21 protein-coding genes and 1 tRNA gene are annotated in these 21310 nt (G+C 73.7%); 12 read left to right on the top strand and 10 right to left on the bottom strand.

All coding sequences use genetic code 11. The features are described 5' to 3' along the window. Positions 1-22 precede the first annotated feature (22 nt). From AC4MBH_RS15435 to AC4MBH_RS15410, 6 genes are read right to left on the bottom strand one after another with little or no spacing between them, the layout of a single operon-like run. On the bottom strand, positions 23-1555 hold the full coding sequence (locus tag AC4MBH_RS15435; protein ID WP_491795798.1) for a protein kinase domain-containing protein: 1533 nt from the start codon (positions 1553-1555) through the stop codon (positions 23-25). A gap of 58 nt (positions 1556-1613) precedes the next feature. Continuing rightward, positions 1614-3083 carry a penicillin-binding transpeptidase domain-containing protein gene (locus AC4MBH_RS15430; protein ID WP_491795797.1) on the bottom strand — a complete coding sequence of 490 codons (1470 nt, stop codon included), beginning with the start codon at positions 3081-3083 and terminating at the stop codon, positions 1614-1616. Next, complete coding sequence (locus tag AC4MBH_RS15425; protein ID WP_491796148.1) at positions 3083-4462, bottom strand: FtsW/RodA/SpoVE family cell cycle protein; 1380 nt, start codon at positions 4460-4462, stop codon at positions 3083-3085. The genes AC4MBH_RS15430 and AC4MBH_RS15425 overlap by 1 nt, the downstream gene beginning before the upstream one ends. Positions 4463-4495: 33 nt before the next feature. Continuing rightward, positions 4496-6022 carry a protein phosphatase 2C domain-containing protein gene (locus AC4MBH_RS15420; protein WP_491795796.1) on the bottom strand — a complete coding sequence of 509 codons (1527 nt, stop codon included), beginning with the start codon at positions 6020-6022 and terminating at the stop codon, positions 4496-4498. After that, positions 6019-6495 carry an FHA domain-containing protein FhaB/FipA gene (locus tag AC4MBH_RS15415; RefSeq protein ID WP_491795795.1) on the bottom strand — a complete coding sequence of 159 codons (477 nt, stop codon included), beginning with the start codon at positions 6493-6495 and terminating at the stop codon, positions 6019-6021. Before AC4MBH_RS15415 ends, AC4MBH_RS15420 begins: the two co-directional genes overlap by 4 nt. Next, on the bottom strand, positions 6488-7237 hold the full coding sequence (locus AC4MBH_RS15410) for an FHA domain-containing protein (RefSeq protein ID WP_491795794.1): 750 nt from the start codon (positions 7235-7237) through the stop codon (positions 6488-6490). The genes AC4MBH_RS15415 and AC4MBH_RS15410 overlap by 8 nt, the downstream gene beginning before the upstream one ends. 206 nt (positions 7238-7443) lie before the next feature. On the opposite strand from AC4MBH_RS15410, the gene AC4MBH_RS15405 reads away from it, so the two are divergent. The 4 genes from AC4MBH_RS15405 (at position 7444) to AC4MBH_RS15390 (ending at position 10295) form a co-directional block, all read left to right on the top strand. Beyond that, positions 7444-7526: transfer RNA gene (locus tag AC4MBH_RS15405), tRNA-Leu, on the top strand. A 231-nt stretch (positions 7527-7757) separates the two neighbouring features. Then, positions 7758-8330 carry a hypothetical protein gene (locus AC4MBH_RS15400; protein WP_491795793.1) on the top strand — a complete coding sequence of 191 codons (573 nt, stop codon included), beginning with the start codon at positions 7758-7760 and terminating at the stop codon, positions 8328-8330. A gap of 1 nt (position 8331) precedes the next feature. Then, positions 8332-9810, top strand: a complete 1479-nt coding sequence (locus AC4MBH_RS15395) for a dihydrolipoyl dehydrogenase family protein (RefSeq protein WP_491795792.1) — start codon at positions 8332-8334, stop codon at positions 9808-9810. A gap of 56 nt (positions 9811-9866) precedes the next feature. Continuing rightward, positions 9867-10295 carry an organic hydroperoxide resistance protein gene (locus AC4MBH_RS15390; protein ID WP_491795791.1) on the top strand — a complete coding sequence of 143 codons (429 nt, stop codon included), beginning with the start codon at positions 9867-9869 and terminating at the stop codon, positions 10293-10295. 94 nt (positions 10296-10389) lie between these two features. Here AC4MBH_RS15390 and AC4MBH_RS15385 read toward each other — a convergent pair whose 3' ends face one another. Beyond that, positions 10390-10983, bottom strand: a complete 594-nt coding sequence (locus tag AC4MBH_RS15385; protein WP_491795790.1) for a TetR/AcrR family transcriptional regulator — start codon at positions 10981-10983, stop codon at positions 10390-10392. Next, on the bottom strand, positions 10980-11486 hold the full coding sequence (locus AC4MBH_RS15380; RefSeq protein ID WP_491795789.1) for a hypothetical protein: 507 nt from the start codon (positions 11484-11486) through the stop codon (positions 10980-10982). The genes AC4MBH_RS15385 and AC4MBH_RS15380 overlap by 4 nt, the downstream gene beginning before the upstream one ends. 165 nt (positions 11487-11651) lie before the next feature. On the opposite strand from AC4MBH_RS15380, the gene AC4MBH_RS15375 reads away from it, so the two are divergent. Then, on the top strand, positions 11652-13301 hold the full coding sequence (locus tag AC4MBH_RS15375; RefSeq protein ID WP_491795788.1) for an FAD-binding dehydrogenase: 1650 nt from the start codon (positions 11652-11654) through the stop codon (positions 13299-13301). 28 nt (positions 13302-13329) lie between these two features. Here the strand turns inward: AC4MBH_RS15375 and AC4MBH_RS15370 are convergent, their stop codons facing one another. Then, entirely contained in the window at positions 13330-14187 is an 858-nt protein-coding gene (locus AC4MBH_RS15370) for an SDR family NAD(P)-dependent oxidoreductase (RefSeq protein ID WP_491795787.1), read from the bottom strand. 181 nt (positions 14188-14368) lie between these two features. On the opposite strand from AC4MBH_RS15370, the gene AC4MBH_RS15365 reads away from it, so the two are divergent. From AC4MBH_RS15365 to AC4MBH_RS15340, 6 genes are all read left to right on the top strand, one after another. After that, positions 14369-15232 (top strand): helix-turn-helix transcriptional regulator, encoded by an 864-nt coding sequence (locus tag AC4MBH_RS15365; RefSeq protein ID WP_491795786.1) that lies wholly within the window; start codon positions 14369-14371, stop codon positions 15230-15232. A 150-nt stretch (positions 15233-15382) separates the two neighbouring features. Continuing rightward, positions 15383-15970 (top strand): nitroreductase family protein, encoded by a 588-nt coding sequence (locus tag AC4MBH_RS15360; RefSeq protein ID WP_491795785.1) that lies wholly within the window; start codon positions 15383-15385, stop codon positions 15968-15970. Then, positions 15967-16395: a hypothetical protein gene (locus AC4MBH_RS15355; protein ID WP_491795784.1), complete on the top strand. Its 429-nt coding sequence runs from the start codon at positions 15967-15969 to the stop codon at positions 16393-16395. Before AC4MBH_RS15360 ends, AC4MBH_RS15355 begins: the two co-directional genes overlap by 4 nt. A 25-nt stretch (positions 16396-16420) precedes the next feature. After that, positions 16421-16903 carry a glutathione peroxidase gene (locus tag AC4MBH_RS15350; protein ID WP_491795783.1) on the top strand — a complete coding sequence of 161 codons (483 nt, stop codon included), beginning with the start codon at positions 16421-16423 and terminating at the stop codon, positions 16901-16903. A gap of 3 nt (positions 16904-16906) precedes the next feature. Next, entirely contained in the window at positions 16907-17392 is a 486-nt protein-coding gene (locus AC4MBH_RS15345) for an SRPBCC family protein (RefSeq protein WP_491795782.1), read from the top strand. Between the two features lie 111 nt (positions 17393-17503). Continuing rightward, positions 17504-18841: an NAD-dependent malic enzyme gene (locus tag AC4MBH_RS15340; protein ID WP_491796146.1), complete on the top strand. Its 1338-nt coding sequence runs from the start codon at positions 17504-17506 to the stop codon at positions 18839-18841. A gap of 27 nt (positions 18842-18868) precedes the next feature. Here the strand turns inward: AC4MBH_RS15340 and AC4MBH_RS15335 are convergent, their stop codons facing one another. Next, positions 18869-19549 carry a hypothetical protein gene (locus tag AC4MBH_RS15335; RefSeq protein WP_491795781.1) on the bottom strand — a complete coding sequence of 227 codons (681 nt, stop codon included), beginning with the start codon at positions 19547-19549 and terminating at the stop codon, positions 18869-18871. Between the two features lie 64 nt (positions 19550-19613). Here AC4MBH_RS15335 and AC4MBH_RS15330 point away from each other — a divergent pair, with 64 nt between their 5' ends. Continuing rightward, the gene (locus AC4MBH_RS15330) at positions 19614-21206 is read left to right on the top strand and encodes a vWA domain-containing protein (RefSeq protein WP_491795780.1); all 1593 of its coding nucleotides are present in this window, start codon (positions 19614-19616) and stop codon (positions 21204-21206) included. Positions 21207-21310 lie beyond the last annotated feature (104 nt).

Below are 21310 nucleotides of genomic sequence, written 5' to 3'. Positions count from 1 at the left end.
GGCTCGTCGGACCTGTGGTCGTTCACGGGGTCTGCTCCCCCTCGGTGGGCTCGGTCGGCGGGGGGTCGACGGTCGGCTCGGACGTCGGCTCGGACGTGGGTTCGGACGGGGGCGGCTCCGACGTCGGTTCCGAGGACGGCTCGGGGTCGGGCTCGGGCTCCGGCTCGGGCTCGGGCGCGTCGTCCCAGTAGGTGACGGTGATGGTGTCGCCGACGTCGACGGTGCCGGTGGGGTTGACGCCCTCCACCAGGCCGTCGACCGCGGGGTCGGTGTTGTCCAGGGCGTCGAGCTCGACCTCGAGGTCGAGGTCGCGCAGTCGGGCCTCGACGGTCTCGACGGGCAGGCCGACGTAGTCGCCCGCGTTGACCTGGACGGTCTCGGGACCCTCCGACGTCGGCTGCGTGGCGGGCGGCCGGGTGCGGGTCGGCGCGGACGACGACTCGTTCGCCGACGGGTCGGGGTCGTCGTCGCCCTGGGTGAGCAGCAGCGTGAGCACCACCGCGAGCGCGACCAGGAGCAGGACGACGGCCAGGATCGGCCACGGGTTGCGGCGCTTGTCGGGCCGGGGCGCGGGCTCGGTCGTGGTGGTGGTCGTGACGACCGGCGGGGCGGCCGCGGCCGCCCCGGCGTACGGCGTGGCGGGCAGCACCTGCGTGCGCGAGTCGTCGTCGACCGGCACGACGGGCGCGACGGCAGCGGTGGGGCGCTGGAGCGAGGCAGTGGCGGGGTCGCGCAGCGCGGCGGCGAACGCCGAGCCGTCGGGGTAGCGCTCGGCGGGGTCCTTGGCCAGCGCGCGGGTCACCACGGCGGCCAGGTCGGAGGGGATCCGGTCGGGCAGCGTCGGGACCGGCTCACGGACGTGGGCGAGCGCCGTGGCGACCGACGACTCCTTGTCGAAGGGACGACGTCCGGTGAGGCACTCGTAGGCCACGACGCCGAGGGCGTAGACGTCGGAGGCGGCGGTGGCCGGGCGGCCCTCGGCCTGCTCGGGGGAGAGGTACTGCGGGGTGCCCATCACCGCGCCGGTGCGGGTGATGCCGACGCCGTCGGCCGCGCGGGCGATGCCGAAGTCGGTGACCTTGACCTTGCCGGCCGGGGTGACGATGAGGTTGGCCGGCTTGACGTCGCGGTGGATGATGCCGGCGCGGTGGGCGGCTCCGAGGGCGTCGCCGACCTGGGCGAGCAGGTCGCGCACCGCGGCGGGGTCGAGCTCGCGACCCTGGCCGGCCGGGGCGATCAGGTCGGACAGCGGCTTGCCGTCGACCAGCTCCATCACCAGGAACGGGCGCGGGTGGCCCGAGCCGTCGGTGGCGGCGCGCTCGCCGACGTCGAAGACCGAGGCGACGCCGGGGTGGTGCAGCGCCGCGGCGTGGCGGGCCTCGGTCTCGAAGCGGGCGCGGAACGTCGGGTCGTCGGCGTACTCCACCTTGAGCAGCTTCACGGCGACCTCGCGGCCCAGCGTGGTGTCGGTGCCGCGCCACACCTCGCCCATGCCGCCGGTGGCGATCCGGGAGTCGAGGCGGTAGCGGCCGGCGTCGTCGGCGTGCTCGGTCATCGCGTGCTCCTCTCGGTGGTCGGGGCGGGCCGGTCGCGGCAGTCCCGCTGGCAGGGTGTCATCGCAGCACCGCCTCCATCACGGCCTTGGCGATCGGGCCGCCGAGGCGGCCGCCGCCGATCTCGCCGCCGTCGGGCAGCCCGGGTGCCTCCTCGATCATGACGGCCACCGCCACGTCGGCGTCGTCAGCGGCCGCGAACGACACGAACCAGGCGTACGGCGGCTCGCCCGGGATGCCGCGCTGGGCGGTGCCGGTCTTGCCGGCGACCTCGATCCCCTCGATCTGGGCGGGGGCGGCGGTGCCGTCGTCGACGGTGGTGACCAGCGCCTCGGTCAGGGCCGCGGCGGTGTCCTCCGAGATCGCCTCGGACAGCTCCTCCGGGTCGGTGGTCCGGGCGTCGAAGTCGGCCGACTGGACCTCGTCGACGATGTAGGGACGCATCACGACGCCCCCGTTGGCGACCGCGCCGGCGACCATCGCCATCTGCAGCGGCGTGGCCTGCACCTCGAACTGGCCGAAGCCGGCCTGACCGACCTGCGGCGGGGGCAGGTCGGCGGGGAAGTTGGAGCGGACCTGGCCGTCGAGGTCCTCGAGGTAGTCGCTGTTGAAGCCGAACTTCTCGGCCTGGCGCAGCAGCTCCTCCGAGCCGACCTCGACGGCGAGCTGGGCGAAGGTGGTGTTGCACGACTCGGCCATCGCCTCGCGCAGCGTCAGGCCCTCGGGGCAGCTGCGCCCCTCGTTGTCGATCAGCGCCTCGGGCCCCGACGTCTGGGGCAGCTGGTAGGTGTCGCCACCCGGCACGACGGCGTCGGCGTCGGCGTAGCGCCCCGACTCGAGCGCGGCGGCCGCGGTGACGATCTTGAAGACCGAGCCCGGGAAGAGCCGCTTGGCGATGGCCCGGTTGACCAACGGCTCGGTCTCGTCGGCGTCGAGCCGCTGGTAGGTCTCGTCGGCGGCCTCGAAGTCGTGGGTGGCGAGGTTGTTGGGGTCGAAGGTGGGCAGCGAGACCATCGCCAGGATCTTGCCCGTGGAGGGCTCGAGGGCCACGACAGACCCCTCGACACCCTCGCCGAGCTGCTCGAGCCCCTCGTACGCCGCGCGCTGCGCCTCGGCGTTGAGGGTCAGCTGCACGTTGCCGCCGCGGGGCGACTCGTTGCCGAGCAGGTCGACCAGGCTGCCGATGAACAGGCGGGGGTCGTCGCCGGAGAGCACCCGGTCCTGGGAGTCCTCGATCCCGGTGCTGGTGTTGAGCGAGAAGTAGCCGGTGACGGGGGCGTAGAGGAACGGGTTGCGGTAGGTGCGGAGGAACTCGTACTCGTCGTCGACGGACTCGCTCTCGGCGATCGGCGTGCGGCCGACCAGGATCGCGCCGCGCTCGCTGGCGTAGGCGGCGCGCTGCACGCGCTGGTTCTCCGCGCGGTCGTTGTAGTCGTCGGCGAGGAAGAACCCGTAGACGGTCGCGTTGGCCATCAACGAGACGAACAGCACCAGGCAGAAGACCGCGACGGTCCGGATGGGTTTGTTCATCAGGCCTTCCCGAGCTTGATGACCTGGGTGGACTCCTCGGCGGCAGCCGCCTCGTCCACGGGCTCCAGGGCCGGGGCCGGGCGTCGGGCCTGGTCGGAGATCCGCAGCAGCAGCGCGATGATCACCCAGCTCGCCACCAGCGACGAGCCGCCGTAGGACAGGAACGAGGTCGTCAGACCGGTCAGCGGGATCAGCCGGGTCACGCCGCCGACGACGACGAAGACCTGCAGCGCGAAGACGCCGGCCAGGCCGGTGGCCATCAGCTTGCCGAAGTTGTCGCGCGAGATCACCGCGGTGCGCAGGGCGCGCTCGACCACGATGCCGTAGAGCAGCAGCACCGCAAGGACACCGGTGAGGCCGAGCTCCTCGCCGATGGCGGCCATGATGAAGTCGGACTCGGCGTAGGGCACCCGCGACGGGTCGCCCTCGCCGAAGCCGCGGCCGATCAGGCCGCCCCAGGTGAAACCGAACAGGCCCTCGACCAGCTGGAAGCTGTCGGGTCCGCTGGGGTTGTTGTAGTAGTCGAACGGGTGCAGCCAGGTGTCGACGCGCACCCGGACGTGACCGAAGAGCCGGTAGGCCGCGGCGGCGCCGCCGAGGAAGAGCAGCGCGCCGACGACGATCCAGCCGGGACGCTCGGTGGCGACGTAGAGCATCACCAGGAACAACCCGAAGAACAGCAGGCTCGAGCCGAGGTCGCGCTGGAAGACCAGGATGCCGAGGCTGACCAGCCACATCGCCAGGATCGGGCCGAGGTCGCGGCCGCGGGGGAGGTCGACGAACAGGATGCGGCGCCCCGCGAGCGCGAGGGCGTCGCGGTGCAGCACCAGGTAGCCGGCGAAGGCGATCACGAGCAGTACCTTGGCGACCTCACCTGGCTGGAAGCTGAACGGTCCGACGCTCACCCAGATGCGGGCTCCGTTGATGATCAGCCCGAGGCCGGGCACGAGCGGCAGCAGGAGCAGCACGATCGCGAGCAGGCCGGAGGTGTAGGTGAACCGGGCGAGGACCCGGTGGTCGCGCAGCACGACGAGGGTGGCGACGAAGAGCAGGACCCCGACCGTCATCCAGGTGAGCTGCTGGCGCGCGAACGTGGTGTCGTCGGCGAGGTCGAGACGGTAGATGACGGCCAGGCCGAGGCCGTTGAGGGCGGCCACGACCGGCAGCAGCACCGGGTCGGCGTACGGCGCGACGAGCCGGACGACCACGTGGGCGCCGACCATCAGGGCGGCGAGCCAGCCGCCGTAGCCGATCACGTCGGCCGGGACCTCGCCGTTGACGCCGAGGCCGACCGCGGCGTAGCCGCCGACGCCGACCGCGAGGGCGAGCACGAGCAGGAAGAGCTCGGCCCCCCGGCGACGCCGGTGGACGAACCCCATCAGGGCGGACGTGCTGGGTGCGCTGACCACCGCCTAACCGGTCTCGCCGGGAGTGGTGGTCGCCGGGGACACCGGCGTGGTGGTCGAGGTCGACGGCTCCGAGGACTCGGTCGGCTCGGTCGGCTCGGTCGGGTCGGTCGGCTCTGTCGGGTCGGTCGGGTCGGTGGGGGTCACCTGCCGCCCGTTGAGGGCGTCGACCTGGTCGCGCGCCTCGGTGAGGTCGTCGACCGGGATCCCGTCGCGCACCATGTCCTGATCGAACTCCTCGAGGGAGTCGACCTCGAGCGTGGTGACCACGACGACCTCGGACAGGTCGATCCCGGGGAGCGAGGCGTTCAGGCCGTGGTGGATCACCACGACGCCGTCCTGCTCGCCGACGTAGTACTGGCGCTGCACGTAGGACCAGGCGGCCGCGGCGACGATCCAGAGCAGCCCGAGCACGATGACCGCCACCATCGCCCGGCGCAGCCAGGTGTAGCGCGGTGGCGCGATCGGGGCGTAGCGGGCGGCCTCGGCGTCGGCCGGGTGCAGCGGGTCGGAGGCGACGGCGAACGGCAGGTCGTCGGGGATCTCGGCGTCGACCGGCTCGAGCTCGCCGGTGTCGCCGGAGCGGTGGCCGCGGAACAGCCCGCGCGGCAGCTTGCGCTTCAGCTCGGCGGCGGCGCCGACGAGCATCGGCTCCAGCTCGGCGTACGCCGGGTCGGCCGCGGCGTGCTCGGCGGTGACGACGTCGGCGACGATGCAAGTCACGTTGTCGGAGCTGCCGGCCTCGAGGCTGGCCCGCACCAGCTCGACGGCGGCGAAGTCGGGGGTACCCATCGAGAGGATGTCGGCGAGCCGGCCGTCGTCGAGGACGCCGCAGGCGCCGTCGCTGCACAGGAACAACCGGTCGCCGGCGACCAGCTCGAGGACGAACAGGTCGGGCTCGGCCTCGTGCACGCCGTCGAGTGCCTTGAGGATGAGGTTGCGGTGGGGGTGGACCCGCGCCTCCTCCTCGGTGATCCGGCCCTCGTCGATGAGGCTCTGGACGAAGGTGTGGTCGGTGGTGAGCTGGCTGATCTCGTTGTCGCGGAACAGGTAGGCGCGGCTGTCGCCGACGTGCCCGATGCCGACGCGGCGGCCGTCGAAGAGCGCGACCGTGGCGGTGGTGCTGGTGCCGTTGATCGACGGGTCGGCGTCGACGAGGCGCCCGATCTGCTCGTGCGCGGCGTGCAGCGCGTCGGTGACCCGGTCGAGGATGGCGGGCTCGCGCAGCGCGGTGCCCCGGCCGCCGGTGGCCTCGGCGACGGCGTTAATGTCGGCGGCCGTGGCGGTGGCCGGGGCGGTGCCACCGGCCGACGGCGGCTCGACGTCGAGGGCGCGGAGCTCGGCGACCGCGGTGGACGAGGCGATGTCGCCGCGGGCGGCGCCGCCCACGCCGTCGCACACGGTCAGCAGCCACGGGCCGGCATAGCCGGAGTCCTGGTTGTCCTTGCGGACCCGGCCGACGTCGGAGATCGCGGAGTAGTGCAGCAGGAGACGTTCACCGGTGGGTGGCGCCGCCAGCACGGGCTCGGTCATTTCTGCAGCTCCAGGATCGTCTTGCCGATCCGCACCTGCGTGCCGAGCGTGATCGTGGTGGGCTGGGTGATGCGGACGCTGCCGATGTAGGTGCCGTTGGTCGAGCCGAGGTCCTCGACGAACCACTGGTCGCCGGAGGCGGCGATCCGGGCGTGCCGGGTGGAGACGTAGTCGTCGTCGAGGCGGATCGCGGCGTCGGAGCCGCGGCCGATGAGGATGGGGGCCCGGTCGAGCCCGGCGGTGGCGCCGGTGTTGCTGCCCTGGGTGACCGACACCCGGGTCGGCGAGCCGCGCCGCTTGGACGCCTTCTGCTTCGGCGGCTTGGGCGCGGCCGGGCCGCGGACCGCGCGCTGGGCCTCGGGCACCCGCGCGCCGAACATGTCCGAGCGGATCACCGAGATCGCGGCGAGCACGAAGATCCACAGGATCGCCAGGTAGGCGACGCGGATGAGGAAGTACGTGAGCTCAGACACCGCGAGCCTCCTGATCGGCCCGGCCGTCACCGGGCTGGTCGTGGACGATCCGCACCGTCATCGTGGTGGTGCCGACCTTCACCTGGGAGCCGTCGCGCAGGGTGGCCCGGGGGACCTTGCGGCCGTCGACGCTGATGCCGTTGGTCGAGCCGAGGTCGTGGACCTCGACGACGGGGTCCTCGCCCTCGCGCACCGCGGTCACCATGAACTCCAGGTGCCGCCGGCTGATGCCGGGATCGTTGATCCGCAGGTCGGCGTCGGTGCCGCGGCCCACGACCATGCCGGGCGGCTGCAGCGGGTGCTGGCTGCCGTTGACCTCGATCAGCGCGAGCGCGCGGCGTACCTGCGTGTGGGTGGCGGTGCCGACCACCTTCGCCTGCGCCTCGCTGCGGATGCGGAACCGGCCGGTCGTGAGGTCCTCGGCCACCTCGAACCCGATCCGGATAGGGCCCGGGAAGACGTAGGACTGTCCCTCGGCGTGCTGCTGCAGCTGGTCGGAGAGCTCGCGTGCCAGCGTCGAGTCGTACGGCGCCAGCCGGCCGAGGTCGGTGGCCGAGAGCTCGACGTGGAAGTCGTTGGGCACCAGCCGGCGGTCGCGGGACAGGATCTGGGCGTTGTTGTCGAGCTCGCGCTCGAGCGCCGCGGCGATCTCGACCGGCTGGACGGCGCTGCGGAACGTCTTGGCGAACGCGCTGGAGATCATCGTCTCGAGTCGATGCTCGAAGCGCTGCAACCCGCCCATCGCGCACCTCCTCGTCGCGGCGTCGTCCCTGCCCGTCGTCGCGCCACGTCGTCGTGGCACGCCAACCGCCGGTCGTGGACCGGAAGTTCCGTCGATCGTAGCGAGACGCCACCCGGGAGCCGCGCAACCCGGTCCCTACCCCGGACCGTGGCGGTCTACCGGTTTGGGCGGGGCTGACCGCCTGGGATACCCTCCGTGGGCTACTTGCGCGAGTGGCGGAACGGCAGACGCGCTGGCTTCAGGTGCCAGTGTCCGAAAGGGCGTGGGGGTTCAAATCCCCCCTCGCGCACACAGCCGGTCCGGGAGCTGCCTCCCGGCCGGCGCGATGAACCAGAGAAGCCCCTGACCAGGCACCACGGTCGGGGGCTTCTCCCATTTCCCGCGTCGCCGCGTGGTCGGCCCACTGGCGTGGGCACCGAAAGAGAAAGAACGATCGGTTGACCAGGCGCGCTCCGTGTGCCACGGTGAGCAAGACCGTTCGTTCTCCCTACGAACCGCACCCCCTCTCCAGGAGTTCTCCATGACCACCGTCACCTCGGCACCACCCGAGAACCACACGAGGCTGGCGCTGCGTCGCCTCTACCTCGTCCGCTTCGTCTTCGCCCTGGTGTGGGCCGCGCTGTTCGCGGTCACGTCGTCGCCGGTCGAGACCTTCGCCGTGGTGCTGCTCGTCGCCTACCCGGCGTTCGACGTCGTCGCCGCCCTGGTCGACCGCCGCACCGCGGCCGACGGCGGCCGGCCGTCCGTGGCGCTCTACCTCAACATCGCGCTCAGCGCCGTCACCGCGGTCGCCCTGGCGGTCGTCGGCGACGACACCGAGGGGATCCTGCTGGTGTTCGGGGCGTGGGCGATCGCCGCGGGTGCCGTGCAGCTCGCCGTCGGCGTCCTGCGTCGCGACCTCGGCGGCCAGCTCCCGATGATGCTCAGTGGCGGCCTGTCCGTCGTCGCGGGGGCGTCGATCGCCGCGTCCTCGCGCGACGCCGACTCGGTGTCGACCATCGCCGGCTACGCGGTGCTCGGCGGCGTCTTCTTCCTCGTCTCGGCGCTGCGCCTCGGGCGCGCGGCGCAGCCCGCCGCCGCGGAGGTGGCCTGAGGTGGCCCGGGGACGAGAGACCCGCGAGTACGACGTCGTCGTGATCGGCGCCGGCCCCGCCGGTGAGAACGTGGCCGACCGCGTCGTCGCCGGCGGTCTGACCGCGGTGGTCGTCGAGGCCGACCTGGTCGGCGGCGAGTGCTCCTACTGGGCCTGCATGCCGACCAAGGCCCTGCTGCGCAGCGTCGACGCCGTCCGCGCGGCGTCCCGGGTCCCCGGAGCCGCCGAGGCGGTGACGGGTCGCCTCGACGTCGGGGCCGTCCTCGCGCGCCGCGACCGGTTCGCCTCGGACTGGCACGACGACGGCCAGGTGTCGTGGCTCGAGGGCGCCGGGATCGCGCTGGTCCGGGGCCGGGCGCGCGTCGTCGGCACGCGCACCGTCGAGGTCGCCACCGGCCCGGACGGCGCGAGCACGACGCTGCTCACGGCGCGGCACGCGGTGGTGGTGGCGACCGGCACCTCGGCGCTGGTGCCCGCCGTGCCCGGCCTGCGCGAGGTCACGCCGTGGACGAGCCGCGAGGCCGCCGCCGTGCGGCAGGTCCCGGCGCGGCTCGCCATCATCGGCGGTGGCGTCGTCGGCACCGAGATGGCCACCGCGTTCGCGGCCCTCGGGTCGGCCGTGACCCTGCTCGCCCGCGACGGCGTGCTCCCGACGCTCGAGCCGTTCGCCGCCGAGCTGGTGGTCGACGAGCTCGGCGCGCGTGGGGTCGACGTCCGGGTCGGGGCGGAGGTGGTCGGCGCCCGCCGGGACGACGGCACCGTCGCCCTGACCCTGGGCGACGGCACCGAGGTCGAGGCCGACCAGGTGCTGGTCGCGGTCGGCCGCACGCCGAACACCGCCGACCTCGGGCTCGCGTCGGTCGGGCTGGCCGACGGCGGCTGGCTCACCGTCGACGAGACGCTCCGGGTCACCGACCCGAGCGGTGCCCCGCTCCAGGGCGGCTGGCTGTACGCCGTCGGCGACGTCAACCGCCGCGCCCTGCTGACCCACCAGGGCAAGTACCAGGCACGCGCCGCGGGCGACGTCATCGTGGCGCGCGCCGCGGGCCGCCCGGTCGACGACGGCCCGTGGGGCCGGCACGCCGCCACCGCCGACGTGCGGTCGGTGCCGCAGGTCGTCTTCAGCGACCCGGAGGTGGCCGCCGTCGGCCTGTCGGCGGCCGCCGCCGAGGCGGCCGGCTACCGCACCCGCGTCGTCGACCACGACCTCGGTGCGGTCGCCGGCGCCACCTTGCACGCCGACGGCTACCGCGGCCGGGCCCGCATGGTCGTCGACGAGGACCGTGAGGTGCTGCTCGGCGTCACCCTCGTCGGCAGCGGCGTCGCCGAGACCCTGCACGCGGCCACGGTCGCCGTGGTCGGCGAGGTCCCGATCGCCCGCCTGTGGCACGCCGTCCCGGCGTTCCCCACCATCAGCGAGGTCTGGCTCCGCCTGCTCGAGGCCTACGGCCGGCCCGGTACGCCGTCCCCCACCGCCTGACCTCCCACCGCACCCCCACCCCGCACGACCCAGCACACCCAACGAAAGGAACGCCGATGTCAGACCCCCTCTACACCGCTGTCGCGACCTCCACCGGAGACGGCCGCGCCGGAGGCCGCGCGCAGACCAGCGACGGCCTGCTCGACCTCCACCTGGCCATCCCGGCGGAGATGGGCGGCCCCGGCGGGGCCACCAACCCCGAGCAGCTGTTCGCGGCCGGCTGGGCCTCCTGCTTCCACTCCGCCCTCAAGGCGGTCGCGGCCCGGCAGAAGACCCCGGTCGAGGACTCGGCCGTGGTGGCCGAGGTGCACCTCGGCGCGACGCCGGACGGCGGCTTCGGCCTCAGCGCCGCGCTGCACGTCGAGCTGAGCGGGGTGACCCAGGAGGTCGCCGACCAGCTCCTCGCGGACGCGCACGCCATGTGCCCCTACTCCCAGGCCACCCGGGGCAACATCCCGGTCACCCTCGAGGCGACCGTCGGCTGACGCCCCACCGACACCCCTGACCGACACCCCTGTCGACACCCCGAACGACGCCCCCGACCGACGAGATCCCGATCTCGACGGCTCGGGGGCCTCGTCACGTGGGGGACAGCTCCATCCGGACCAGCATCCGGTCGATGCCGCGGACGAAGACGGCCGCCACGGCGTCGGGCTCACCCAGGCACCCCGCCGCCATCGCCCCGTCGCGGAGCATCACGAAGTGCTGCGCCGCCGCGATCGGCTCCGTGGCACCCACCCGCTCGAACAGGCCGGTGACCGTCTCCAGGAGCCAGGTCCGCTGCTCGAGCACGGCCCGGTGGGCCGGGCTCTCCTGGTCCGGGTACTCCGCGACGGCGTTCAGGAACGCGCACCCCCGGAAGCCGGGCGAGGTGATCTGCTCCCCGATCAGCCGGGTGACCGTCCGGACCTGGTCCTCCGCGCTCACCCCGTCACCGCCGGCCGAGTCGAACTGCGCGCGCATGCCCTCGTGGGCGGCCCGCAGGTAGGTCGCGACGAGGTCGTCCTTGCCGTCGAAGTGCCGGTAGAGCGTCGCGCGGGTCACGCCGGCCTCGGCCAGGACCTCCTCCACGCCCACGGCCCGGATGCCCTTGGCGTAGAACAGCGCGCTCGCGGTGCGCAACAGGCGCTCGCGGGGCTCGGATCGCTTGGTCCCACCCGGGGTGTCGGTCATCCGGCCATCCTAGCGAAAGAACGGTCGGTCCCCAGGCGCCGTCGCGCCGTCGACCACCCGGCCGCCAGGAGCGCCAGGACGCCGCCGACCGCCAGCTCCAGCGCGTGCCCGGTGCGCTCCTGGCGCAAGCGGTCGCAGGTGCGCCACACCTGCTCGCGGGTGAGGCCGGCGTCGTCGAAGTCGCCCGAGAAGGGCGAGTCCTCGTCGAGCCAGTCGCCCGAGCGGGGTTCGCCACCGCTGTAGTCGACCAGGTCCCGGTTCAGCTTGGTGTTCTCGCCCCGATCGTCGATGAACGGCCCCTGGGTGACCGAGGCGCAGCGCACCTCGGTGTGCACGGAGGTGGGCTCGGCGACCGCGTCCTCGCCCGCCAGCTCGCCCCGCATGGTCTGGCTGATGGAGCGGTGCAGCAGCACGGCGGACGCGACGAGCGCGATGACGGCGAGCACGAGCAGCACCGTCGGGACGAGCGCGGGCCGCGGGCGGGTGGGTGCGTCGGAGCTCACGTCGCGACCCTGCCCGCCGCGACGGGCCCGAACCCTCGCCACGTTTGGTGGCGCGCGCCGCCGTCCGGGCGGCCTCGCACGGCCGCTAGGTTCCGGACCAGGATCGAAGACCCAGCCCGGTACCTGCGCAGCGCCGCTGGTCCCCCGACGGACGGAGCCCCCCTGATGCACGCCGACATCGTCGTGGTCGGAGCCGGGCTCGCCGGTCTGGCCGCCGCCGCCGAGGCGGCCGACGCCGGCCGCTCGGTCGTCCTCGTCGACCAGGAGGGCGACCAGTCGCTCGGTGGCCAGGCGTTCTGGAGCCTGGGTGGCCTGTTCCTCGTCGACAGCCCGGAGCAGCGCCGGATGGGGATCAAGGACTCCCACGAGCTGGCCTGGCAGGACTGGCTGGGCAGCGCCCAGTTCGACCGCCCGGAGGACTATTGGCCGCGGGCGTGGGCCGAGGCGTACGTCGACTTCGCGGCGGGCGAGAAGCGCTCGTGGCTGCGTGCCATGGGCCACCGGTTCTTCCCGGTCGTCGGCTGGGCCGAGCGCGGTGACGGCCGCGCCGACGGCCACGGCAACTCGGTCCCGCGCTTCCACCTCACCTGGGGCACGGGCCCCGGCATCGTCGACCCCTTCGAGCGACGGGTGCGGGCGCACGTGGACGCCGGCCGGATCACCCTCGCCCTGCGCCACCGCGTCGACGGCCTCGTCGTCGAGGACGGCGCCGTGACCGGCGTGACCGGGCGGGTGCTCGAGCCCACCGGGGTCGACCGGGGCCGCCCGAGCTCGCGCGTGGAGCAGGCCGACTTCGAGATCCGTGGTCAGGCGGTGGTCGTCACCAGCGGTGGCATCGGCGGCAACCACGACCTGGTCCGCAAGGCCTGGCCGTCCCGGCTCGGCACGCCTCCGCGGACCATGGTCTCCGGCGTCCCCGCCCACGTCGACGGGCGGATGCTCACCATCACCCAGGACGCCGGCGCCCACGTCATCAACCCCGACCGGATGTGGCACTACGTCGAGGGCATCCGCAACTGGGACCCGATCTGGGACAACCACGGGATCCGGATCCTGCCCGGGCCCTCCTCGCTGTGGCTGGACGCGACCGGGGAGCGGCTGCCCGCGCCGTACTTCCCCGGCTTCGACACCCTCGGCACCCTGCGCCACCTGCGCCGGACGGGCCACGACTACTCCTGGTTCGTGCTGACCCAGAAGATCATCGAGAAGGAGTTCGCGCTCTCGGGCTCCGAGCAGAACCCCGACCTCACCGGCAAGGACGTCCGGCTGCTGCTCTCCCGCGTGAAGCCGGGCGCACCCGGTCCGGTGGAGGCGTTCAAGGAGCACGGCGAGGACTTCGTCGTCGCCGACACCCTCACCGAGCTGGTCGCCGGCATGAACCGGATCGGCGACGGACCCCTCGTCGACGAGGCGTCGCTGCGGCGGGTGGTCGAGGCCCGCGACCGCGAGATCGACAACGACTTCTCCAAGGACGCGCAGGTCACCGCGATCCGCGGTGCCCGCGGCTACCGCGGCGACCGGCTGATCCGGGTGGCCACCCCGCACAAGCTCCTGGACCCGAAGGCCGGCCCGCTGATCGCGGTCAAGCTCCACGTCCTCTCGCGCAAGACGCTCGGTGGTCTCGAGACCGACCTGCAGGGCCGGTGCCTGCGCGCCGACGGGACGCCGTACGCCGGGTTGTACGCCGCCGGCGAGGTCGCCGGGTTCGGCGGCGGCGGGATGATGGGCTACAACGCCCTGGAGGGCACGTTCCTCGGGGGCTGCCTCTTCTCCGGCCGCGCCGCCGGCCGGGCGGCGGCCGCCGCGGTGGTCTGACCGTCGCCCCGTCGCCCCGCCGTCCCGCTCAGGCCGCGGGGATGTCGGTGGTGACCGCGAGGTCGCGGGAGGCGGCGATGTCGGCGGCCAGCGCCTGCACCCGGCCCTCGGCGAGGGCGAGCGAGTCGGACCCGAGCAGCTGGTGCAGCGGAGCCGTCCCGCTGGTCGCGACCGTGATGATCGCCGCTGCGGCCCGGCGCGGGTCGCCGAGCTGGGTGCCCGGCATCGCGAGGTGCTGGTCGACCATCTCCCGGACCGCCGGGTAGGCGTCGCCTGTCACCGCCGGCAGGCCGATCGAGACGGGCCGCAGGAAGTCGGTGCGCAGGTAGCCGGGCTCGACGAGGTTGACCCGGATGCCGTGGTCGGCGACCTCGGCCGCGAGGGACTCGGTGAGCGACTCCAGCGCGAACTTGCCGGCGCCGTACAGACCCCAGCCGGGGAAGGACAGCAGCCCCAGGACCGAGGACACGTTGACGACGTGGCCGCTGCGGGCGGCGCGGAAGCCGGGCAGCACCGCGCGCAGCACGTTCCAGACGCCGAACACCTGGACGTCGAACATCGCGCGGGCGTCGGCGTCCGAGACCTCCTCGACGGCGCCGAGGTAGCCGTAGCCGGCGTTGTTGACGACCACGTCGAGGCCGCCGAAGCGCTCCTCGGTACGGGCGACCGCCCGGGCGACCTGGTCCTCGTCGGCGAGGTCGACGGTCAGCGCGAGCAGCCGGCTGGTGTCGGAGCCCGCGAGCGCGTCGGTGAGCCGCTCGGCGGAGCGGGTGGTCGCCGCGACCTGGTCGCCGCGCTCGAGCAGCTGGGTGACGAGCTCGAGGCCGAGGCCGCGCGAGGCGCCGGTCACGAGCCACGTGGCCGGTCGGTCGGTGGGGTAGGTCATGGGCTTCTCCTCCGGAGGATCGACGACGGCACGGGCGTGCCGTCCCCACGAACCCTTCCGCCGGCGGGGGGCTCGTGGAGCCGCTCACGAGGCCCGCTCGGTCCTGGGCCGGCCCGACCTAGGACGCGGAGGTCCAGGTAGCGCACCCCACCGGCCCCGGGTGGCCGCCAGACTGGACGGCATGGCGGAGCGCAACACCGAGCTGGCGGACTTCCTGCGGCGCGCGCGGAGCCAGGTCGACCCGTCCCGCGCCGGTCTCCCGGCCGACGGCCGCGTGCGCCGCGTGCCCGGCCTGCGCCGCGAGGAGGTGGCGCTGCTGGCCGGCGTGTCCGCCGACTACTACGCCCGCCTCGAGCAGGGCCGGCGGATCACCCCGTCGCCCTCGGTCGTCGAGGCCCTCGGCCGCGCCCTCGGCCTCGACCGGGCCGGGCGGGCCCACCTCGCCGACCTGATCGGCGCGGGCTCCGGTACGCCGACCCCCCGTGCGCGGCCCGTGCAGCGGGTGCGGCCGGGGGTCCACCAGCTGCTGGAGGCCCTCGACGGCGTCCCGGCGCTGGTGCTCGGCCGCCGCGCCGAGGTGCTGGCCCAGAACCGGCTCGGGAGGGCGCTCTTCACCGACTTCGAGCGGTTCCCGGCCACCCGGCGCAACTACGCCCGGTGGCTGCTCCTGGAGGAGGAGGCCCGCTCGCTGTTCGTCGACTGGGACGACCAGGCCCGCGCGGCGGTCGAGAGCCTGCGTCTGGAGGCCGGGAACGACCCGTCCGACCGCGCCACCGCAGCCCTGATCGAGGAGCTGCGCGGCGCGAGCCCGGAGTTCGACCGCTGGTGGGCGGAGCACCGCGTCTACCAGCGCACCCACGGCTCGAAGCGGCTGCGGCACCCGCTGGTGGGCGACCTGACCGTCGAGTACGAGAGCCTCACCCTGCCCGGTGACCCCGGCACCACCGTGTTCGCCTACTCCACCGAGCCCGGCTCGCCCTCGGCGCGGACGTTGAGCGTGCTCGCCAGCTGGACGCTGGCCGGCAGCACCCGTCCGCCATCTTGAGCAAACGTTTGGTTACCAGGGCCTCGTCGGCACCTGCGCACTCCGTTACCCTGAAATCGCCGTCCCCCGCTCGACCGTGGGGGGAGAGCGGGGGACGGTTTCTCCGGGCGGACCCCGTTTCCGGTGTCGTGCCCTGACAGACTTCCGCGCGTGTCCCACGCGCCGATGCCCGGAGCCGAGCCGCTGGCCGAGCCGCTGCGCTCGCGCTGGAGCCCGAGCGTCTTCGACGCCGACCACGTGCTCGAGCCCGGCGACGTCGCGACGCTGCTGACGGCGGCGCGGTGGGCGCCGAGCAGCGGCAACAGCCAGCCGTGGCGGTTCGTGGTCGCCCCGCGGGGGAGCGCCGCGCACGCGGCGTTCGTCCCGCACCTGAGCCGGGGCAACGCCGGCTGGGTGCCGCGCGCGTCGCTGGTGCTGGTGGGCGGGTGCGAGGTGGTCGACGTCAAGGACCCCGACACGGCGCGCTACGACCTCGGCCAGGCGGCGGCGCACGTGACCCTGCAGGCCCGGGCGATGGGGCTGCACACCCACCAGTTCGGCGGCTTCGACAAGGCCGGCGCCGCGACGGCGCTCGGCGTCCCCGACCACGTGCGGCTGCTGGCCGGCATCGCCGTCGGCGTGCGTGGCGACCCGGGCGAGGTGCCCGAGCGCGACCGCGAGCGGGACGACCGCGAGCGCACCCGTCGTCCGCTCGCCGAGATCGCGTACGCCGACGGGTGGCGCCCGTGGGGCCGGTGAGGCACCGCCGCGGTGCGCTCGTCGTCGTGGCCCTGCTGGTGGTGGTCAACCTCCCGCTCCTGCACGGCGCCTGGGTGGACCGGCAGGTCGACCGCGACGGCGTCGACGTGACCGCGGAGGTCACCGGGACCCGCGACCGGGACGGCGACGGCGGGCTCGTCGAGTTCCGGTTCACCGACGACGTCGACCCCGACCGGAGCACCTGGCAGTCGGCGGTCGGCCAGGAGGCGCTCGAGCGCGCGGAGTCCGAGGAGACGGTGGCGGTGCGCGTCGTCCCCGACGACCCGTCGCGCTACCGCGTCGAGGGCGAGCAGGGCGCGGGCCTGCTGGTCGCGCTCACGTTGTTCGCCGACGTGGTGCTGCTCGCCGCGCTGGCGCTGGTGCTGAGGCGTCGTCCCGTCGATCCGGACAACCCGCCCGGGTGAGGCCGCGCCTGAGAGGATCGGCGCCATGACCTCCCTGAAGGACTTCAGCGCCACGACGCTCGACGGGCAGCCCGTCGAGCTCTCGGCGTACGCCGGCCAGGTGGTGCTCGTGGTCAACACCGCCTCCAAGTGCGGGTTCACCCCGCAGTACGCCGGGCTGCAGCGGCTCCACGAGCAGTACGCCGACCAGGGGCTCGTCGTGCTGGGGTTCCCCTGCGACCAGTTCCTGCACCAGGAGCCGGGGTCCGAGGCCGAGATCGGCGCGTTCTGCGAGAAGAACTACGGCGTCACCTTCCCGATGATGAGCAAGATCGACGTCAACGGGAAGAACGCCCACCCCCTGTACCAGTGGCTGACCCGGGAGAAGCGGGGGACGCTCGGCAAGCGGGTGCCGTGGAACTTCACCAAGTTCCTCGTCGGGAGGGACGGCGCCGTGATCGAGCGCTACGGCTCCAACACCGAGCCCGCCGACATCGCGGCCGACATCGAGAAGGCCCTGGGGGGCTGAGCGGTGGCGATCTTCTCCTCCTCCGCCACGGCCGAGGCACTCGTGCCGGTCGAGCGCGCCCGCGTCTGGGACGCGCTCACCGACCCCGCGCTGGTGGCCCGGCTGACCCCGTTCGTCGCCTCGATCACGACCGACGGCGGCGACCACTGGATCTGGCACCTGAGCGGCATCTCGATCATGGGCAAGGGGTTCAGCGCGACCTTCACCGAGCGGATGACGCTGGAGGAGGGCAAGCGGATCGAGTTCACCCACGACCCGCCGCCCGGCCAGAAGGAGCGGGCCGGCGTGCACGGCTGGTACGCCCTCTCCGACGCCCCAGACGGCTCCGGCGTCGTGCTCGAGACGAGCATGGAGATCTGCGTCGACCTGCCGCTGCCCCGGCTGTCGGGCGGTGCCGTGCGCACCGCGATGCGCGGGGTGATCGCGCAGATGGGCGACCGGTTCGGCAAGAACCTGCTGACCCACCTCGGCGTCCAGGGCACGCACTAGCCCACGCACTAGCCCACGCACTAGCCCACGCCTACTCGCGCGTCACCGCCCCGCGGTGACAAGGTGACCGTCGTGTCCCGACCTGCCACCACGTCGTCGTACTCGATCACCATGCGCCTGCACACGGCGCCCGACCACGGCGTCGTCGGCGCGGTCGCCACGGCGATCTCCGCGGCCGGCGGCATCGTGACCGCCATCGACGTCGCCGAGTCGAGCCACGCCCGGCTGGTGCTCGACGTCACCTGCTCGGCCGGCGACGCCAGCCACGCGACCGAGCTCGAGGCGGCGGCCGACGCCGTCGAGGGCGTCGAGGTCTACAAGGTCAGCGACCGCACGTTCCTGCTGCACATCGGCGGCAAGATCGAGGTGTCCTCCAAGGTGCCGCTGAAGAACCGCGACGACCTCTCGATGGCCTACACCCCCGGCGTCGGCCGGGTGAGCATGGCGATCCACGACAACCCCGACGACGTCCGCCGCCTCACCATCAAGGGCAACTCCGTCGCCGTGGTCACCGACGGCTCGGCGGTGCTCGGCCTGGGCAACATCGGGCCCGGCGCGGCGCTGCCGGTGATGGAGGGCAAGGCGGCGCTGTTCAAGCGGTTCGCCGGCATCGACGCCTGGCCGATCTGCCTGGCCACCCAGGACACCGACGAGATCGTCAAGGCCGTGGAGATGATCGCGCCCGGCTTCGGCGGGATCAACCTGGAGGACATCGCCGCGCCGCGCTGCTTCGAGATCGAGCAGCGGCTGCGCGAGAGCCTCGACATCCCGGTCTTCCACGACGACCAGCACGGGACGGCGATCGTCGTCCTGGCCGCGCTGACCAACGCGATGCGGGTGGTCGGCAAGGAGCTCCCGCGCGCCCGCGTGGTGGTCTCGGGCGCCGGGGCCGCCGGTACCGCGATCGTCACGCTCCTGGTCGCCGCCGGGGTCACCGACGTCGTCGTGGTCGACCGGGTCGGGTGCCTGGTGCCCGACCTCGACGGCCTCTCCCCGGCCCAGCAGCAGCTGGCCGCCACCACCAACCCGCGCGGCGTCACCGGCGACCTGCACGACGCGCTGCACGGCGCCGACGTCTTCATCGGGGTCAGCGCCCCCGGGATCCTCCCCGCCGAGTGGATCGCCGACATGGCCGACCAGGCGGTCGTCTTCGCGCTGGCCAACCCCGACCCCGAGGTCGACCCGGCCGAGGCCGGGAAGTACGCCGCCGTGGTCGCCTCCGGCCGGTCCGACTACCCCAACCAGATCAACAACGTGCTCGCCTTCCCCGGCGTCTTCCGGGGCCTGCTCGACGCCCGCGCCAGCGAGATCACCATCGACATGCTGCTGCGCGCGGCCCGGGCCATCGCGCACGTGGTCGGCGACGACGAGCTCAACGAGAGCTTCATCATCCCCAGCGTCTTCCACCCCGACGTGACCAAGGCGGTCGCCGCCGCGGTGCGCGGCTAGGTCCGGGCGGCCGCTGGCCCCTCGCTCCTACTCGACGGGGCGCTTGCGGAAGAGCAGCTCGTCGGCGGGGCGGAAGTCGACCAGCTCGGCGAGCGCGTCGTCGCGCAGCCCCGGCTCGGGGGCCTCCACGGTGACCGCGAACGGGTAGTCGGCGTAGGCGACCGTGGTCACGTGCACGCCGGTGTCGGAGCTGACGGCGAAGACCAGGCGCTCCCCGTCGGCCTCGGGCCGGGGCTCGGCGTCGTAGCGGCGCCGGAGGAACGCCAGGCCCTGCTCGAGCGAGGTCCGGACGCTGTAGGTCACCGTGATCGGGCGCTGGTCGAAGCTGTAGGAGCAGGCGAACTCGAGGGGGCGTGCCTCGTCGCGACGGCTGCGGGCGATCCGCTCGCAGCGCGAGTCGTCGGGCCGGAAGCTCGGGAAGACCCACCGCAGGCCGAACACGCCCGACGGCTCGGGGCACTGGTCGGCCGGGCGGACCTCCTTGTCCCAGCAGGTGACGTCGGGCGACACCGTCCCGCGCTCGGGGAGGTCGGCCCACAGCTTGTTCGCGCCGATGCCGGCCACCACCAGCAGCCCGGCGACGAGCGGCAGCAGCACGATCACCACGCGGACCCGCTTGAGGGCGCGCCACACGACGTGGCGCTCGCGCCCGTCGTCGGCGTCCGGTTCGTCGGCGTCGAAGCGCGCCATCGGGGCCGGGTCGGACATGGCGCCCATTGTGGCTGGTCGGGGCGACCGGAACCACAGGTGGCCCCGGCCCGTCCCATGCCGCATGACCACACCACGGACGACGAGCAGGCTGGCGGGACTCGCGGTCCTGGCCCTGACCACCGGACTGGCCCTGGCGGGCTGCAGCGGCGACGACGTCGACGCCAGCCCCTCGGCGGGCGACGTCGATGCCCAGGAGTACTACGACGACTACGAGACGACGCAGGAGGAGTACGCCGCCGCCCCGGCACCGTCGGCCGCCGAGGCGCCCGGGGGGCCGGAGACGCCCGACGTGCCCGACCCCGACGAGGACAACACTTTCGTCGACCCGGGCGTCAACGGGTTCGTGCCGACGACCGAGGACCCGCTGTCGACGTTCGCCCTCGACGTCGACACCGGCTCGCTCGGCGTCGCCCGCGCCCTGCTCAGCGACGGCTACCCGGTGCCGGCCGCGTCGGTGCGCCCCGAGGAGTGGGTCAACGCCGTCCCGTACGACGACCCGCCGCCGGAGGACGCCGACCTCGGCCTGGTCGCCGAGTCGGGCCTCGCGCCGACCCTCGACGACGGCACCCAGGTGGTGCGGGTCGGCGTCAGCGCCCGCGAGGTCGACCCGGCCGACCGGCCGCGGGTCAACGTCACCCTCGTCGTCGACCGCTCCGGCAGCATGGACGTGCGCAACCGGCTCGGCCTGGTGCAGTCGTCCCTGGCCCTGCTCGCCAACCGGCTCGAGGACGACGACACGGTCTCGGTGGTCTCCTTCGAGGACGACGCCCAGCCGATCCTCGAGCCGACGCCGGTGCGCGACACCGAGGCGATCCTCGCCGCGGTCGAGGAGCTGCAGCCCGGCGGCGGCACCAACCTGGAGGCCGGCCTTCGGCTCGGGTACGAGCAGGCCCGCACGGCCTACGACCCCGACGCCGTCAACCTCGTCGTCCTCTGCTCCGACGGCGTCGCCAACATCGGCGCGACCGGTCCCGGGTCGATCACCGACACCATCGCCCGCGAGGGCCGCGACGGGATCAACCTGGTCACGGTCGGCTTCGGGATGGGCAACTACGACGACCACCTGATGGAGCAGCTGGCCGACCTCGGCGACGGCTTCTACTCCTACGTCGACACCTACGACGAGGCCGAGCAGGTCTTCGCCGAGGAGCTCACCACCACCCTCGTGCCGGTGGCCGCCGAGGCGCGGGCGCAGGTGTCGTTCGACCCCGAGGTCGTGTCGTCGTACCGGCTGATTGGCTACGAGAACCGCGACCTCGCCGACGAGGACTTCACCGACCTCGGCGTCGACGCCGGCGAGCTCGGGTCGGGCCACCACGCCACCGCGCTGTACGAGGTGGTGCTCGCCGACGGCGTCGCGCCCGGCGACCCCATCGGCACGGCGTCCCTGCTGTGGCAGCTGACCGGACCCGGCTCCGGCGAGGCCGAGCCGGCCGAGGCGGAGGTCGGGCTGGTCGCCGCCGACCCCGACGGCGAGCCGTCCGACGCGCTGCGACTGGCCACGGTCGCCGCCGACCTGGCGCAGCTGCTCAAGGGCGCGTCGCCGTACGCCGAGCGGGGCGTCACCCTCGACGACCTCGACGCCCGCCTCGACGAGCTCGACGGCGTCGCCGGCGCCGCCGAGCTGCGCGACCTGGTGGAGCTGGCGCGGTAGGTGGGGTAGGCGGGCGGGCGGCCGGTCGCAAGTAACTCACCGTTCGGCGCACTTACCCGCCCGTAGATCGGCGGGGAAGCGCACCGGACGGTGAGTTACAGCTG

Source organism: Nocardioides sp. WJ219 (assembly GCF_058559815.1).
Note: the sequence above shows the minus strand (reverse complement) of the source record. Positions and strands in the feature narration are given on the sequence as shown.